The organism is Empedobacter stercoris (assembly GCF_020281205.1).
In the GTDB taxonomy this organism is placed as follows: Bacteria; Bacteroidota; Bacteroidia; order Flavobacteriales; family Weeksellaceae; genus Empedobacter; species Empedobacter stercoris.
In genome coordinates, this window is record NZ_JACXZC010000009.1 from 78635 (window position 1) to 94564 (window position 15930).

Consider the following 15930-nt stretch of genomic DNA (forward strand, 5'->3'; position numbering starts at 1 on the left):
ATAAAAAGCCTTAAATTATCTTGAGGCTTTTTTTAAATCTAAAAATTAGGGCCTTTAAAATACTTTTCCAATAGGATTTTAAATGATTTGTTTTTAATAAGTCCAGAATAGGTCATTTCTATTCTAAGATCTTTTGAGATTAAAACCCAATACGGATAATTAATCTGTTCGTTTGTTGAAATAAATTCCTCAACAAAAGCATGTAGTTTTTCTTTAGGTTGATAAACTTTTTCTAAAAAATAAATAGTATCATGCGACTCTGCATCTACTTCTAAATAATAAACTTCGTTATTTAAAAAGTGGAATAAACTCTTATCTTTTTCAATTTGTTTTTTTTGAATTAAGCAATAGCTGCACCACTTTGTTGAAAAAAAGAGCAATATAGGTTTCGGTTTTTCATGGAAATTAGAATTTAATTTATCGAATGAAATTTGTGCTTGACTATAAATTGATAACAGTAGAAAAATGATGTGTAATTTTTTCATTATTTTAAGTTATAACGAATTCCGAAAAAACCACGAGTACCCTGCATTGCTGTATAACTGTAATCATTTGGTTCAAAAATAACATCATTCCTACCTTGTGGAGGTGTTACGCCATTTCCCGGTTCTCCAAAAGGATCCCACCAACGAGCAATGACATCACCTTTTGGTAAGACATTAAAAAGATTTTTTACGCCACCATAGATTTCAATATTGTTTTTAAATGATTTGGTAAATTGAATATTTGCTATAAAAGTTGGTTTTGAATATTCTGGACGATAATCATTTTCCACACGAGGTAATTTCATTTTGTCATTATAATTGGCGGTTAAATCAACACTTAAATTTTTTTTGAATGCATAACTTGCTAAGAAATTTCCAGACCATTTTGGAGCATGATATTGTACTTCTTTTTTTCCATTTTCGTTTTTGTACACATCCATATACGTTGCGCCAAGCATTATTTTTAGCGGAAAATCAAATGTTGCATCTACGTTCAAAGATACCCCTTGAGAAATTGCGTGTCCGTTTAAATTGTCGTAGATAATCTTTGTCTCATCTGTGTCTGTGTCCGCAATAATTTTATTTGTAAAATAAGAATAGAATGTTGTGAAATCAAAGTTTAATGCTGCAAAAGAAGTTGGTAATTTGAATACATAATTAATATTTCCATTATATGATTTTTCAGGTTTTAATTCATTTTCAAAAACTACTTGTCTAGCTCCAGTTAATGCACGATGATCTTCTGTAAATACATTTACAACACGAAATCCCGTACCAAAACTAGCTCTTAAAGTATGATACGATAAAGGTGAAAGTTTGTATGCAATTCTTGGAGAATGTATTCCTTTATGTATTTTGTCGTAATCAAATCGATAACCAAGTAATACTTTATTTTCAGCATTCAAAGTCCATTCGTCTTGTAGAAAAACACCAGGAATAGGAGTATTCATTGGATTGTTCTTGATTAGATTATTATGTTCATCATATTCTCCAGCACCTCTTGTGTTATCATCATAATACGTATATTTAAACGATGATCCTAAAAGTAAACTATGTTGTCCAATTATTTTATCCCAATAGGCTTGAGCAAAAATAACTTGTTGTTTACCTTGATAAGATTCTGGACCATAAAATGAATTCTGTTGGTGAAAATTATACGAAAATTGAGTCATTATTTTCTCTTTTACAGGTAATTGATACATTCCGATCGCCTCAAAACGATTTGTCATAATACTTTCGGCGTAAACTTCATCACCTCCTCGGTGTAATTTACGTTTCCAATTCATTTCACCTCCCCAACGATCTTCGTATAAATAACGTAACGCAACTGATGCTGTTCTATTTTCTTGACGTTCAAAATCAAATTTATTAAATAACGTGAAACGATCTTGTAGTGTTGCATCCGTAAATCCGTCGTTATTTTTATCTTTTTTATTTCCATATTTAAAGTAATTAAAACCAAATAAACTATTCACTTTTTGTCTAATATTATACTTGTATCCTCCATCAAGATTGGTTTCTAACCATGAAGTTGTAAAAGCATCTATAGATAATTTCGGAGCAGATTTCGGAGATTTTGTAATCACATTAATTATTCCACCCATGGCTTCTGTTCCATAAAGTGAAGAAGCTGGTCCTTTAACGACTTCTATACGTTCTACCAAAGAATTTGGAATTCCACTCAATCCATAAACTGTAGATAGAGAAGAAACAATTGGCATTCCGTCAATTAAAATCATGGTATATGGACCTTCCATTCCGTTAATATGAATATCACCTGTGTTGCAAACGTTACAGTTTAGTTGTGGTTGAACACCATTTATTAATTGTACAACATCAAAAAGTGATGAGGTTGGATTTTTTTTTAAAAAATTTGTAGTGTAAATTTCAATAGGCACGGGGCTATCAGATTTTTTTATAGCTTTCATAGTGCCTGTAACTACCACTTCATTTAATTTTTCGGTAGAATCTTTTACTATTAAACTATCATTATTTATGTTTTGGGAGAGTGCAAGTAATGGTAAAGTTGAAATGAGGATGCTTAAAGTATTTTTCATGCTGTATTTATTAGACTAATTTAAAAGTTAGACAAATCTAACAAAAATATTATTAAAAATGAATTTTTTAATTTTACTTAATTTTCAACTATATTTGTTTTATGAATTCATTGGTCGAAGAAAATTACCTAAAAGCATTATTTCATCTTTCTGAAAATGGTAAAGGAGAAGTGAATGTGAAGGATTTGAGTAAGCATTTGGAAATAAAAATGCCTACTGTAAACAGTATGATGAAAAAATTAGCTGAAAAAGAATTGGTGATCTATGAATCGTATAAACCACTTCGGTTATCTGATAAAGGAATTTTGAAAGCATCTTTGATTGTACGAAAACATCGATTAACGGAAATGTTTTTGGTCGAAAAAATGGGATTTGGTTGGGAAGAAGTACATGAAATTGCAGAGCAAATAGAACATATTCAAAGTCCTTCTTTTTTTGATAAAATGGATGAAATTTTAAATTATCCCAAATTAGATCCACATGGCTCGCCAATTCCAGATAAATATGGAAATGTAGAGTTTGTTCACTATAAAAAATTGTCTGAATTTCAGCAAGGAGATTTAGTTGAAATTTGTGCTGTTATAGGTTCTTCGGATGAATTTTTAAAATATCTGAATTCGAAAAACATTCAGCTAAATGATAAAATAAAGATCATTTCAATTGAGGAATTTGATGGAACTATGACGGTAGAATTTCTTGAAACAAATGAAATTGAAACTTTTAGTAATCATGTAACGTCAAGGTTGTTAGGTAAATAATGATTGCGCAATTAATATTTTCAACGTTATTACTCTTATATTTTTTAGGATTTGGATTCCTTTTTCAAAAAATATTCCCAAAAATAAATTCGTCAATTTCTTTTGTTATTTTGAACGGGATGATAGGAGTAGGACTTCTCAGTTTTCTACTTGCATTTTTTATCCCTTTAAATTTTACTTACGAAGCAATTTTAATTCTTATTTCTATTCTTTCCTTAATTTATCATAGAAAAGAGGTTCAAAAATATGTGAAAGAGTTGAGAAATATTTCACGATATTTTTATGTATTTTCTTTTTTAGGTTTGTTGGTTGCAACAACTTATCCGTTTATTTTAGACCATTTTGGTTACTACATTCCGACGATAAAATGGTTGGATTTTGCTGGTTTTGTAAAGGGACTTTCTAATTTAGAATGGGTTTTAGCACAAAATAGTTTTTGGCATATTTTACAAGCTGCTGTTAACGAGAGTTTGGATGTTTATTATCGATTAAACATAAGTTTATTTATTGTTTTTAATTTATATGTATTTGATAAAAAGTGCTACAAATTGTTGTTTTTTAACATTTTGTTTTTATTTTTTTTAAATTCTCCTTCTCCCGATTTACCTGTTTTTGTTATAACAATTTTACTAATCAATGAATATTTAAATCAAAAAGGAAAAGTATCAGATTATTTATTTTATTCGACAATTTTGGTTGTCATAAAACCAATTAGCATTGTTCTACTGATTTTTTTCTTAATTGAATATTTGAAGAATAAAGAATATAGATTTTTGAAGGATAAAAATATTCTTTTAATCATATTTTTTACTTTCTTGTTTTGTTGCAAAGGAATTATTGTTTCTTCAAATCCTTTATTTCCTATAAGCTTCAGTTCTATTGAAAATCTCCAATGGAGTTCGCCTAAAAGTATGTATGATATCTCGAAATTAAATGGAAAGTTTATTCCACTAAAGGATTCTTTTACATTTGAAGAGGTAATGAAAATGAATTCATTTGAATATTTATATGCAATTTTGTTTCAGAATGCTGTGCGGTCAATTATATTATTATTCATTATAGGATTTACACTTTTAACAACAATAATTAGTTTTTTCTACAAAAAATCGACCATTCAATTATTAATATTTTGTTGCTGGATAAAGTTATTTGTAATGCTATTTTTATCGCCTCAATTTAGATTTCTTTTAGATATTTTGGTTATTGATGTTGTACTGATTTTAAGTATTTTTAATCATAAAACCTATTTTCAGTTTTCAAAAGGAATAAGTTTTTTAGGTGTCTTTGCAGTTTCTCTTTTTATTTTATTTCCAAACTTAGGTAGATTAAGTTCAAATTCAATACGATCTTTTTCGTATCAAAAAAAAATAGAATTAAAGCAACTTTTACAGCCAGGTACTTACAGAGAAATACCAACATTAGAAAAAAAAATAGGAAATATTTTATATAATTACCCTACAAATTATCCCTTGATTTATAACTCTCCTGTACCTGCGATTAGTACTTCGACTTTGAATAGTTATTTAATATATAATGGTTATCCGCAACAAATAGATTCTTTAAATGTGAAAAATGGATTTTATTTTGTTCAGATGAATGAAAATGAACGAAAAAAAATAACTGAATTTTTGATGCAAGAACAAAAAAAGCAAGCTAATTAGCTTGCTTTAAGTATTATTGTGCTTTACCTTTTACTCTGAAGATTTTACGAGAAGAGGTTGCATCATTAGATGTGATTGTGACAGATTTATTAAAATCCCCTGCCATAGAACCACTCGAATATTTTACTGTGATATCTGCAGATGCGCCTGGAGCTATTGGGGTTTTAGGATAATCAGGAGCTGTACATCCACAAGATCCTACAACACTTTTAAGAACTAAAGGCTTGTCTCCTGTATTTGTTACTTTAATTTTTGAAGTAACATCTGTATTCAATTTAATATTCCCAAATTGAATTTCTTCTTTATCTAAACTAAGCGTTTGAGCAAATGCACTCGAAATACCTAATGCAAAAACACTTACAAACATTAATTTTTTCATAACGATAATTAATTTATAATCAAAGTTAAGCAAATAATCCAAAAAAGAATGCTTTTTTTGTATTTTAGTAAGTATAAAAAAACATTAATATGAAAACAGTAATTATTCCATTATTACTTTTAACTTTTAATAGTGTCGATGCGCAGATATCTTCAACAGCAACTGTTAATGAATATAATTTGCAAACGTTAGTAGCAGAATTGAAACAACAAAAATATACAGATGGTTCTACAAATAAGAATGAGTATTTTGATGTAAACTTTTTACCTGCGAGTATTGATGGCTTCAAAGAAAAAGAAAATTTTAGATATAATGCCTTATTAGATGATTTCGAATTTTTACGCGATGGTTATTTATATAAAATGAATAAATATTCTGATCAAATAATTAGGTTTGACAATGGGAAAATTTATAAGTATGTAAATTTTATAGAAGGAAATGTGGTGTCTTCAAGGTATTTGCAAGTATTAACACCAATGGATGTTAAAATAGTACTTTACAAAAAGTTAACGATAGATGGAATTGATGGATTAGGAGCAAGTGGTTTAAATGCTTCAAATAAAACAAGTTATTATAAACAAGATAAATTACAGATTGGATTTGATGATAAATTGTTTAACGTACCAAAATCAACAAAAAAGTTTGGAGAATTTACTGATAAAAACGTAGCAGAAATTGTAAATAATAATAAACTTAATCTGAAAAAAGAGCAAGATTTAATTTTACTTATCGAGTTGTTGAATAAATAAACAAATTCTTTATTAGTTAAGAAATATTGGGCAGATTGTGTAAATTTGCCCAATATTGTTTTTAAGTTATAAATAAATAATGGAAATCGCATCGAAATATACGCCGACAGAGGTAGAAGGAAAATGGTATGAATACTGGATGGAGAAAAAATATTTTAAATCTACACCAGACCAAAGAAAAGCTTACACAATTGTAATTCCACCACCAAACGTTACAGGTGTCTTACATATGGGACATATGTTAAATAACACGATTCAAGACGTTTTGATTCGTCGTGCACGTATGCGTGGCTTCAATGCATGTTGGGTTCCCGGAACAGACCATGCTTCAATTGCTACTGAGGCAAAAGTAGTTGCGAAATTAAAAGAAGAAGGTGTTTCTAAATTTGATATCGGACGCGAAAAATTCTTAGAACACGCTTGGGATTGGACACATAAGCATGGTGGTATCATCTTGGATCAATTAAAGAAATTAGGTGCTTCTTGTGATTGGGATCGTACAAAATTTACAATGGATCCTGATTTGTCTGAATCTGTTCAACGTGTATTTATCGATTTATACAACAAAGGTTTAGTGTATCGAGGGTATCGCATGGTAAATTGGGATCCTGAAGCTAAAACAAATATCTCTGACGAAGAGGTTGTTTACAAAGAGAAAAACGGAAAATTATACCACTTAAAATATCAAGTTGTAGGTTCTGATAAATATATAGTTGTAGCGACAACTCGTCCAGAAACTATTTTTGGGGATACTGCTGTTTGTATCAATCCAAACGATGAGCGTTACGAATGGTTAAAAGGACAAAAAGTAATTGTTCCTTTAGTAGGCCGTGAGGTAAACATTATCGAAGATGAGTACGTGGATTTAGAATTCGGAACAGGATGTTTAAAAGTAACGCCAGCTCATGATACGAATGACTACGAATTAGGAAAGAAACACAACTTAGAGTTCATCGATATCTTTACGGATGATGCAAAATTAAACGAATATGGAATTCATTATGCCGGAATGGATCGTTTCAAGGCACGTAAAGAGGTTGAGAAAGAATTAGAAGAAAAAGGTTTACTTGAAAAAGTAGAAGATTATAAAAATAATGTAGGAACATCTGAAAGAACAGGAGCGGTTATCGAGCCTAAAATCTCGAATCAATGGTTCTTAAAAATGACAGATTTAGCTAAACCTGCATTAGACAACGTAATGAACGATACGATTAAATTTCACCCAGCGAAATTTAAAAATACATACCGTAACTGGATGGAAAATGTAACAGATTGGAACATTTCTCGTCAATTATGGTGGGGACACCAAATTCCTGCATTTTTCTATGGTGAAGGAAACGAAGATTTCGTTGTTGCTTTAACAAAAGAAGAAGCATTACCATTAGCACAAGAAAAAACAGGAAATACTGCTTTAACTATTAAAGATTTACGTCAAGATGAAGATGCATTAGATACTTGGTTCTCTTCTTGGTTATGGCCAATTTCTGTTTTCAATGGAATTAATGAACCAGATAACGAAGAAATCAATTATTACTATCCAACACAAGATTTAGTAACTGGTCCAGATATTATTTTCTTTTGGGTGGCACGTATGATTGTTGCTGGATACGAATATCGTAACGAATTGCCTTTCGAAAATGTATATTTCACAGGTATCGTTCGTGACAAACAAGGTCGTAAAATGTCGAAATCTTTAGGGAATTCGCCAGATCCGATTGAGTTAATGAACGAGTACGGAGCCGATGCTACGCGTATGGGAATGTTGTTAACGGCACCTGCTGGAAATGATTTACCATTTGATGTGGAGTTATGTTTACAAGGACGTAATTTTGCAAATAAAATTTGGAATGCTTTCCGTTTAATTAAAGGTTGGGAAGTTAAAGAAGATTTAGAACAAACTACAGCGCAAGCAAAAGCAGTAAACTGGTTCGAAAATAAATTCCAACAAACCTTAGCAGATATCGAACATAACTACGATCAATACCGTTTATCAGATTCGTTAATGGCAATCTATAAATTAATTTGGGATGATTTCTGTTCGTGGTATTTAGAAGCGATTAAACCAACTTTTGGAGAACCAATTGATCGCAAAACATTTGATGCAACGATTGGTTATTTAGAAAATGTATTGAAAGTTTTACATCCATTTATGCCTTTCTTAACAGAAGAAATTTGGCATTTAATTGCAGAAAGAACGGATGACGAAGCTTTAATTGTTTCGAAGTATCCAGAAATTACATCTTTTGATGAAACGATTATCAAAAATTTTGAAAATACGAAAGAAGCAACAACAGCAATTCGTGGTTTACGTTCAGAAAAAGGAATGTCTCCAAAAGAAGCATTAGAAGTTTTTGCTGATGCACAAGCTACTAACGAAATCTATGTAGATGTATTCTCGAAATTAGGAAATGTTTCTAACTTCAATACTGGAGATAAACCAGAAAAAGGTTTTGCTTTCCGTGTAGGTACATTAGAATTTATGATTCCTATGTCTGATAATATTGATGTTGAAGCTGAACGCGAGAAATTACAAAAAGAGTTAGAATACTATCAAGGTTTCTTAAATTCTGTTCGTAAAAAATTATCTAACGAAAAATTTGTTGCTGGAGCGCCAGAACAAGTTATTGGTGCAGAACGAAAAAAAGAAGCAGACACATTGGCTAAAATTGCTCAAATCGAAGAGCAATTACAAGCTTTATAATCTTAGATTAGATTTTAGTATAAAGATTTAACCACTCCTTTTGGAGTGGTTTTTTTTTATGTATTTAATTTTAATTGAAAAGTATATTTCTTAACTTTGCATACCTTTTTACAAAAACTTAATGCAGTATTTAGAACTACTTTTAATCGGAATTTTTACAGCTTTTATTGGATCATCCATTCCTGGATTATTGAATATGACGGTGGTGAAAATTGGTAAACAAGAAGGAACTAAAAGTGCATATACCTTTATGTTAGGAACAGCAATTACAATCGCGATTCAAGTTTATTTAGCCATTTTTTTAGCAAAATTCATTAATTTTAATGAAGAAGTAACTAAAATTTTCCGGCAAGTAGGATTAATAGTTTTTGTAATGATTACGATATATTTTCTATTTTTTGCGAAAAAACAAGACCTAAAAAAGAAAAATAAAAGACTAAAACAACAAGGAGATGTCAAACAGAAGAATAAGTTTTTATATGGATTATTGTTATCAGCTGTAAATGTTTTTCCGATACCTTTTTATGTCTTTTTAAGCGCAACTTTAATTTCATATAAAATTACGGTTTTTGGTCAACCTAATAGCTCTATTTTTGCATTAGGCGTAGTGATTGGTTCGATGATAATTTTTAGTTTGTATCTTAAATTTTTCAATTCAAAATCAGAAGAAAATTCATTTATTCTAAAAAATATCAACTATGTCATTGGCGGTGTAACGAGCGTAGTTTCTATTTTGACGATTTATCAACTGTTTCTCTAAGAATTTATTTCTAACTAAAGATTGTATTCTCTATCGCTTTATTTATTAAGATTCATTCAAAATAACTTTAATTAATCTTAAAAAGTGTTTTTACATTTTTACGATTGAATTAAATAAACTTAAATTCCAAAAAAAATCATTAAATTAACATTTCTAAAATGTTTAAAATGTCTGATTTTAAAACGGAAATTGATAAGATTTACGAACTGCAATTCAAGAATAAATCAACTATTCGAAATTTAACTATTGCTCAACGCAAAGTATTTTTGCTAAAATTAGAACAATCAATTCTTAATCACCGAATTGAAATTGAGCAAGCATTGTTTATTGATTTAAGAAAATCAAAAGTTGAATCAGATTCAACTGAAATTTTCCCTGTTTTATCAGAAATTAGGTTATTTCGAAAAAAGTTGAATCGCTGGTCGAAAATAAAATCTGTTTCTAATAATCTTCTTTTTTTTGGTTCGAAAGCAAAAATTCAGCCCGAAGCTTTAGGTAATTGTTTGATTATTTCGCCATGGAATTATCCTTTTCAGTTATGTTTACTACATCTTGTAGCATGTATTTCAGCTGGAAACACAGCCATATTGAAGCCTTCAGAATTTTGTCCAAATGTTTCTAAACTACTTGATAAAATTATATCCGAAGTTTTTGAACAAAATCATGTTGCAGTTATTGAAGGGCAAGTTGATGAAACCACCTATTTATTAGCCAAAAAATTTGACCATATTCATTTTACAGGATCTCCGAAAGTTGGTAAAATTGTAATGCAAGCAGGAGCTAAGCATCTTTCTTCTGTGACATTAGAATTAGGAGGTAAATCGCCTTTGATTATTGATGGTTCAATTCCGATGCAAGAAGTGGTAGAGAAAGTTGTTTGGGGTAAATTGATCAATTTGGGACAGACTTGCATTGCGCCAGATTATATAGTGATTAAAGAAGAGTTCAGCGATCAATTTGTAGATGCTTTTATTACACATGTCGAAAATATTTTTGGAAAAAATCCTTCTCAATCAGAGGATTTGGCTCGAATAGTAAATCTTCAAAATTACAATCGATTAAAAAATTTGATCACCGATGCTTTAAAAAAAGGTGCGAAATGCCCGTTTGGAAATGAATATAAAGAGGATGAACTATACATTAAACCAACTTTATTAATTGATATACCGAAAGATGCTTTAATAGAAAATGAAGAAATTTTTGGTCCAATACTTCCTATCTATACATTTAAAGAGATTAATGAAGTAATTGAGTATATTAATTTGAAAGAAAAGCCTTTAGCTTTATATTTATTTTCTAATAACTTGGTTTTTATTGAAGAAGTTAAAAATCAAACATCTTCAGGATCTGTCGTAATAAATGAAACTTTAGTTCATATTTTACATCCGAATTTACCATTTGGAGGAGTTAATCATTCAGGAATTGGTGCGTCAACTGGTTATGAAGGGTTTAAAGATTTTTCACACATGAAGCCAGTCTTACACGTAAATCGTATTTTATCGCCATCCAAATTTCTTAATTATCCGTATACTTCTACAACCCAAAAGGTAATTGATTTTTTGATGAAATATTTTTAAAATCATTTCAACCGTTTTAATCTTATATTTGTTTTATACAACTATCAACGTTATTTTTGTAATTAAATCATATAAAATTGTTATCAAAAAAAACAAAATACGGACTAAAAGCGATGGCTCATTTGGCCAGACAAGAAAGTAGTAAGCCAGTATTGATTGGGCAAATTTCTGAAAAGGAAGTTATCCCTAAAAAATTCTTGGAAGCAATTTTATTGGATTTAAAAAAAATGGGATTTGTCAATTCAAAACAAGGAAAAGGTGGTGGCTATTATTTAGCAAAAGAAGCAAAGGATATTAGTTTAGCCTCTTTGATTCGTGTTTTAGAAGGTCCAATTGCGCTTTTACCCTGTGTTAGTAAAAATTATTACGAAAAATGCGACGATTGCCCCAACGAAGGCGTTTGCACTTTGAATAAGGTAATGGTAGAATTAAGAGATTCGACATTAGAAATCCTTGAAAATAAATCATTAGAAAGTTTAAAATAAATTTTGCCTGAAATTTTTCAGGTTTTTTTATTGGTAAATTTTATAAGAACAAGGAAAAATAGTGTAACACTATTTCAGGAATAATTTCTAATTTCGAACATTTGTATTTCATGAAAAATAAATCCATTCAACAAGAGTTTAACTTACTTTTAAATCAACACGATTTTAACACACATGGCTATCTATTAGCTGTAAGTGGGGGAGTTGATAGTATGATTTTGTTGGATTTATTTCGTCAAACTTCTGCAAATTTTCAAGTGGCTCATTGTAATTTTCAATTGCGTGGAGTAGATGCAGATAAAGATGAGGCATTAGTGAGAGAATATTGTGGAAAATTGAATATTCCCTTTCATTCGGTTCGTTTTGACGTTGCAGCTTATCAAAAAACAGGTAATTATTCGGTAGAAATGGCTTGCCGAAATTTGCGTTATGATTGGTTTGAGCAAGTTCAGCAACAAAATCATTTGGATATTTTGGTTACCGCGCATCATTTGGATGATAATATCGAAACGTTTTTGATTAATCTATCTCGTGGAACAGGTTTGAAAGGTTTGATTGGAATGCAAACTGATAATGGAAAAATATTCCGTCCGCTTTTAAACTTTACAAAAAATGAGTTGTTAGTATATGCAGAAGCAAATGAAATTAGTTGGCGAGAAGATTACACAAATGCGACAGATGAATATACCAGAAATAAAATTCGTCATCATATTACACCTGTTTTAAAAGAACTTCATCCTCAGTTTGATGAGAATTTTTTGGCAAGTTTAAGTCATATCAATGATAATTATCAAATTATACAAAATAAAGTAGAAGAAGTCAGAACTGATTTATTTTCAGGAGATAATCCAATAAAGATTGAAATTAATCCATTAAAATCACTTCAACCTTTAGAAACTTTTTTGTATTATTTATTCGAAAAATATGGTTTTTATTCGAGTAAAGAACTTCTGAAATTTTTGGATGCGGAAACGGGAAGTGAAATAAAATCAACAACTTATCGATTGGTTAAAAATCGAGAGAATTTGTTGCTTCAACCAATAGAAGAAGAAAATGAAGACGAAATAACAATTTTTGATGATTTAATTGAAATCAATTCGTTAAATTTGAAGTTCGTGAAATCGATAAATCCACACGAAAACGCTACAGAAACAGTAGATTTTACATCAATTTTGTTTCCACTTAAACTAAGAAAAGTGAAAGAGGGGGATTTCTTTTATCCAATCGGAATGAATGGACAAAAAAAACTGATGAGTAAGTTTATGAAAGATTTGAAACTTTCTAAGTTAGAAAAAGAGAAGGTTTGGTTGCTTTGTGACCAAAAAGATCAAATTATTTGGGTGGTGAACCATCGTTTGGATGAACGTTTCAAAACAACAGAAACAAGTAAAAACTTTTTAAACATTACAGTATGTTAAAGAAACTTTGGATACTTTTTTTGTTTCCAATTTTAGTCAACGCACAATTATTTAGTCCTGCAAAATGGTCGAGTTCGGTGAAGGAGGTTGGACAAAATGAGTTTGAAATTGAGGTAACAGGAAAAATTGATAAAGGTTGGCACCTTTATTCATCAAAACATCCTGATGGAGGAATAGGAATTCCAGCAAGTGCAGCATTTAAACCAGCTGCCAATGCAAAATTAGTTGGTGGAGTACGAGAAATAGGAAAACGTATCGATAAATACAGCCAGATTTTTGAACAAGATGAAAAGTATTTTGAGAACCAAGTAAAATTTGTTCAGAAAGTAAAAGTTACAGGTGATAAACCTGTAAATATTTCGTACACAATCGAATTTCAGATGTGTGATGCCGAACGTTGTTTGCCACCAGATGAAACAAGTGGTAGCGTAAAATTAACGCCAACTGCACAAGTTGAAGAAACAAAAGAGGAGTTAAAAATAGAAGAAACTGTAGCTGAAATAAAAGATACAGTAGTTGAAAAAGAAATTGTACAAGACACTATTGAAGTTGATTCTGTAGCAGCTGTTCCTGCAACTCAAGATAGTATCAAAAAGGTAGATGAGTCTTTATTAGCAGATAACGAAAAACATGATAATGGATTAATAAAAATCTTTTCATTAGGATTTTTAGGAGGTTTAGCAGCTTTGTTAATGCCTTGTATTTTCCCAATGATTCCTTTAACTGTAAGTATGTTTACGAAACAAAGTAAATCGAAAGGTGAAGGGGTTGGAAAAGCATTTATTTATGGTTTATCCATTATTGTTATTTATGTTGCATTAGGATTATTAGCAACAGTAATTTTTGGCCCATCGGTATTAAATGAAATGTCAACAAATCCATGGGTAAACTTAGCTTTCTTTGCTATTTTCATCGTGTTTGCTATATCATTTTTCGGAGCTTTCGAATTGACATTACCAAGTAAATGGGTAAATGCAGCTGATAAAGGAGCTGATAAAGGAGGATTAATCGGAATTTTCTTTATGGCGTTTACTTTAGCATTGGTTTCATTCTCTTGTACAGGACCAATTATTGGATCATTATTAGTACAAGCAACGCAAGGAGGAAATTATTATTCATTAATTGTAGGAATGCTTGGGTTCTCTTTGGCTTTAGCCATTCCATTTACATTATTTGCAATGTTCCCAGGATGGTTAAATTCGATGCCAAAATCTGGAGGATGGTTAAATACAATCAAAGTATCGTTAGGGTTTATTGAATTAGCCTTTGCTTTAAAATTCTTATCAAACGCAGATTTGGTATGGCAAATGAATTGGTTACCAAGAGAAATTTTCTTAGCATTTTGGATTGCAATTTTTATCTTCTTAGGTTTATATTTATTAGGTAAATTTAGATTAGAATTAGATTCGCCTGTGCAAACGATTGGCGTGCCAAGAATGTTGTTTGCATTATTATCGATAACTTTTGCAATTTATATGATTCCAGGTTTATGGGGAGGTCCATTAAAATTGTTAAGTGGATTAACGCCACCAATGACCTATTCTGAATCGCCACGTGGTTTCCACGAAGGTGTAGGAGGTGGACAAGCAACTGCTAAATTTGATGATCCAAATATGGTTGCTGGACCTCATGGAATTCCTGCTTTCAAAGATTTTGAACAAGGAGCTGCATACGCAACAAAAGTTAACAAACCAATTTTGTTAGATTTTACGGGACATGCTTGTGCAAATTGTCGTAAAGTTGAAGAACGTGTTTGGAGCGATGAGCGTGTGAAAAAGATGTTGACTGAAGATTTTGTTTTAGTTTCGTTATACGTTGATGAGCAAACTCCTTTACCAAAGGAAGAACAAGTTTTTTCAAAACATTTAAATAATAGAACTTTAAAAACAGTTGGTAATAAATGGACAGCTTTCGAGATTGAACATTTTAATGCTAATGCACAACCATACTATATTGTGGTTGACAAAGATTTGAATCGTTATTCTAAACCATTAGAAGCAGAGCTTGATATAGAAGTTTACTTGAAATGGTTACAAGATGGTATTGTAAAATATAAATCGAAATAATTATCTTTTATATACAGATAAAAACTCCCGCATTTGCGGGAGTTTTTTGTTTTTACTCAATTTGTTCCAATAAATACCAATTATCTTTCAATTTTTGAGAGATTTTATATTCATTTTTAAAACCGTAAGTATTTTTATTTTCTGTATTTTTAGTGTAAAATAGTTTGTTATAGTTGCACAAACTATATGTTTTTGTTTTAAGTTTCTGATTAAAATAATAACCAACTATTTGATTGTTATTATAAAAGTTGTATTTCTTTTTTGAATCAATAAATAATTTAGACAACATTGGATTATTGTTTATCGGTAAACTATCTGTTTGTACGACATTATTTTCTATGTATTGAACTTTGATTGAATAAGAATTATTGTATTTATAGAAATTAACTTTTGCAGGAAAATGCTCGTAATTTTTAATAAAACTTTTATAATCATCCAGAATTTTTGATTTAAGAACTCTTATATATTCAATTGTATCAGTATTAAGATAAAAATAATAAGTTGTTTGATTATTGAATACATATGTTTTTCCTCTTAATTCATAATTCATATCAAATAAATTTCCATTAGCTTCAATTGCTTGAATTGTTTTTTGATAATCAACTTTCTTAGAACAACTTATTGTTCCTATAATAAGTAAATTGAAAAATAGGAGTTTTTTCATTCAGTTTAAATATGAGATATAATAGTTTAAGATACATATTTTTAAATAAAAAAAATCCCTCAATTTCTTGAAGGATTTTAAATATTATTTGATTGTCCCGTCCTGAAATAGCGATACAAAAAAGAAATCGTTATTATGGAAGAAAGAAGCAATTATGTCAAACGTACTCA

At 30.0% G+C, this 15930-nt stretch carries 13 protein-coding genes; 9 read left to right on the plus strand and 4 right to left on the minus strand.

Features of this window, described 5'->3' with window-relative positions:
• Window positions 1-38: 38 nt before the first annotated feature.
• A complete protein-coding gene (locus IF125_RS06300) occupies window positions 39-485 on the minus strand; it encodes a thioredoxin family protein (RefSeq protein ID WP_225541881.1) in 447 nt (148 codons plus the stop codon).
• Window positions 485-2542: a TonB-dependent receptor plug domain-containing protein gene (locus tag IF125_RS06305; protein WP_225541882.1), complete on the minus strand. Its 2058-nt coding sequence runs from the start codon at window positions 2540-2542 to the stop codon at window positions 485-487. The genes IF125_RS06300 and IF125_RS06305 overlap by 1 nt, the downstream gene beginning before the upstream one ends.
• 101 nt (window positions 2543-2643) lie before the next feature.
• On the opposite strand from IF125_RS06305, the gene IF125_RS06310 reads away from it, so the two are divergent.
• Window positions 2644-3300 (plus strand): metal-dependent transcriptional regulator, encoded by a 657-nt coding sequence (locus IF125_RS06310; RefSeq protein ID WP_171623922.1) that lies wholly within the window; start codon window positions 2644-2646, stop codon window positions 3298-3300.
• Complete coding sequence (locus tag IF125_RS06315; RefSeq protein WP_394369880.1) at window positions 3300-4961, plus strand: LIC_10190 family membrane protein; 1662 nt, start codon at window positions 3300-3302, stop codon at window positions 4959-4961. Before IF125_RS06310 ends, IF125_RS06315 begins: the two co-directional genes overlap by 1 nt.
• A 13-nt stretch (window positions 4962-4974) precedes the next feature.
• Here the strand turns inward: IF125_RS06315 and IF125_RS06320 are convergent, their stop codons facing one another.
• The gene (locus tag IF125_RS06320; protein ID WP_188319976.1) at window positions 4975-5340 is read right to left on the minus strand and encodes a DUF1573 domain-containing protein; all 366 of its coding nucleotides are present in this window, start codon (window positions 5338-5340) and stop codon (window positions 4975-4977) included.
• Window positions 5341-5429: 89 nt separating this feature from the next.
• On the opposite strand from IF125_RS06320, the gene IF125_RS06325 reads away from it, so the two are divergent.
• From IF125_RS06325 to IF125_RS06355, 7 genes are all read left to right on the plus strand, one after another.
• The gene (locus tag IF125_RS06325; protein WP_225541884.1) at window positions 5430-6089 is read left to right on the plus strand and encodes a hypothetical protein; all 660 of its coding nucleotides are present in this window, start codon (window positions 5430-5432) and stop codon (window positions 6087-6089) included.
• A 79-nt stretch (window positions 6090-6168) separates the two neighbouring features.
• The gene (locus IF125_RS06330) at window positions 6169-8790 is read left to right on the plus strand and encodes a valine--tRNA ligase (RefSeq protein WP_225541885.1); all 2622 of its coding nucleotides are present in this window, start codon (window positions 6169-6171) and stop codon (window positions 8788-8790) included.
• A 121-nt stretch (window positions 8791-8911) separates the two neighbouring features.
• Window positions 8912-9550, plus strand: coding sequence for a LysE family transporter (locus IF125_RS06335; RefSeq protein ID WP_225541886.1), 639 nt, complete (start codon window positions 8912-8914; stop codon window positions 9548-9550).
• 167 nt (window positions 9551-9717) lie between these two features.
• Window positions 9718-11127, plus strand: a complete 1410-nt coding sequence (locus tag IF125_RS06340; protein ID WP_225541887.1) for an aldehyde dehydrogenase family protein — start codon at window positions 9718-9720, stop codon at window positions 11125-11127.
• A gap of 77 nt (window positions 11128-11204) precedes the next feature.
• Complete coding sequence (locus IF125_RS06345; RefSeq protein WP_225541888.1) at window positions 11205-11612, plus strand: RrF2 family transcriptional regulator; 408 nt, start codon at window positions 11205-11207, stop codon at window positions 11610-11612.
• Between the two features lie 110 nt (window positions 11613-11722).
• Window positions 11723-13030 carry a tRNA lysidine(34) synthetase TilS gene (tilS, locus tag IF125_RS06350; protein ID WP_225541889.1) on the plus strand — a complete coding sequence of 436 codons (1308 nt, stop codon included), beginning with the start codon at window positions 11723-11725 and terminating at the stop codon, window positions 13028-13030.
• Window positions 13024-15096: a protein-disulfide reductase DsbD family protein gene (locus IF125_RS06355; protein WP_225541890.1), complete on the plus strand. Its 2073-nt coding sequence runs from the start codon at window positions 13024-13026 to the stop codon at window positions 15094-15096. Before tilS ends, IF125_RS06355 begins: the two co-directional genes overlap by 7 nt.
• Before the next feature lie 52 nt (window positions 15097-15148).
• Here IF125_RS06355 and IF125_RS06360 read toward each other — a convergent pair whose 3' ends face one another.
• Window positions 15149-15760, minus strand: coding sequence for a hypothetical protein (locus tag IF125_RS06360; RefSeq protein ID WP_225541891.1), 612 nt, complete (start codon window positions 15758-15760; stop codon window positions 15149-15151).
• Window positions 15761-15930 lie beyond the last annotated feature (170 nt).

Excerpts from the sequence above, each read along its gene's own strand:
- IF125_RS06300 (WP_225541881.1), bottom strand. The coding sequence starts at position 485 with ATGAAAAAATTACACATCATTTTTCTACTGTTATCAATTTATAGTCAA.
- IF125_RS06305 (WP_225541882.1), bottom strand. The coding sequence starts at position 2,542 with ATGAAAAATACTTTAAGCATCCTCATTTCAACTTTACCATTACTTGCA.
- IF125_RS06310 (WP_171623922.1), top strand. The coding sequence starts at position 2,644 with ATGAATTCATTGGTCGAAGAAAATTACCTAAAAGCATTATTTCATCTT.
- IF125_RS06315 (WP_394369880.1), top strand. The coding sequence starts at position 3,300 with ATGATTGCGCAATTAATATTTTCAACGTTATTACTCTTATATTTTTTA.
- IF125_RS06320 (WP_188319976.1), bottom strand. The coding sequence starts at position 5,340 with ATGAAAAAATTAATGTTTGTAAGTGTTTTTGCATTAGGTATTTCGAGT.
- IF125_RS06325 (WP_225541884.1), top strand. The coding sequence starts at position 5,430 with ATGAAAACAGTAATTATTCCATTATTACTTTTAACTTTTAATAGTGTC.
- IF125_RS06330 (WP_225541885.1), top strand. The coding sequence starts at position 6,169 with ATGGAAATCGCATCGAAATATACGCCGACAGAGGTAGAAGGAAAATGG.
- IF125_RS06335 (WP_225541886.1), top strand. The coding sequence starts at position 8,912 with ATGCAGTATTTAGAACTACTTTTAATCGGAATTTTTACAGCTTTTATT.
- IF125_RS06340 (WP_225541887.1), top strand. The coding sequence starts at position 9,718 with ATGTCTGATTTTAAAACGGAAATTGATAAGATTTACGAACTGCAATTC.
- tilS (WP_225541889.1), top strand. The coding sequence starts at position 11,723 with ATGAAAAATAAATCCATTCAACAAGAGTTTAACTTACTTTTAAATCAA.
- IF125_RS06355 (WP_225541890.1), top strand. The coding sequence starts at position 13,024 with ATGTTAAAGAAACTTTGGATACTTTTTTTGTTTCCAATTTTAGTCAAC.
- IF125_RS06360 (WP_225541891.1), bottom strand. The coding sequence starts at position 15,760 with ATGAAAAAACTCCTATTTTTCAATTTACTTATTATAGGAACAATAAGT.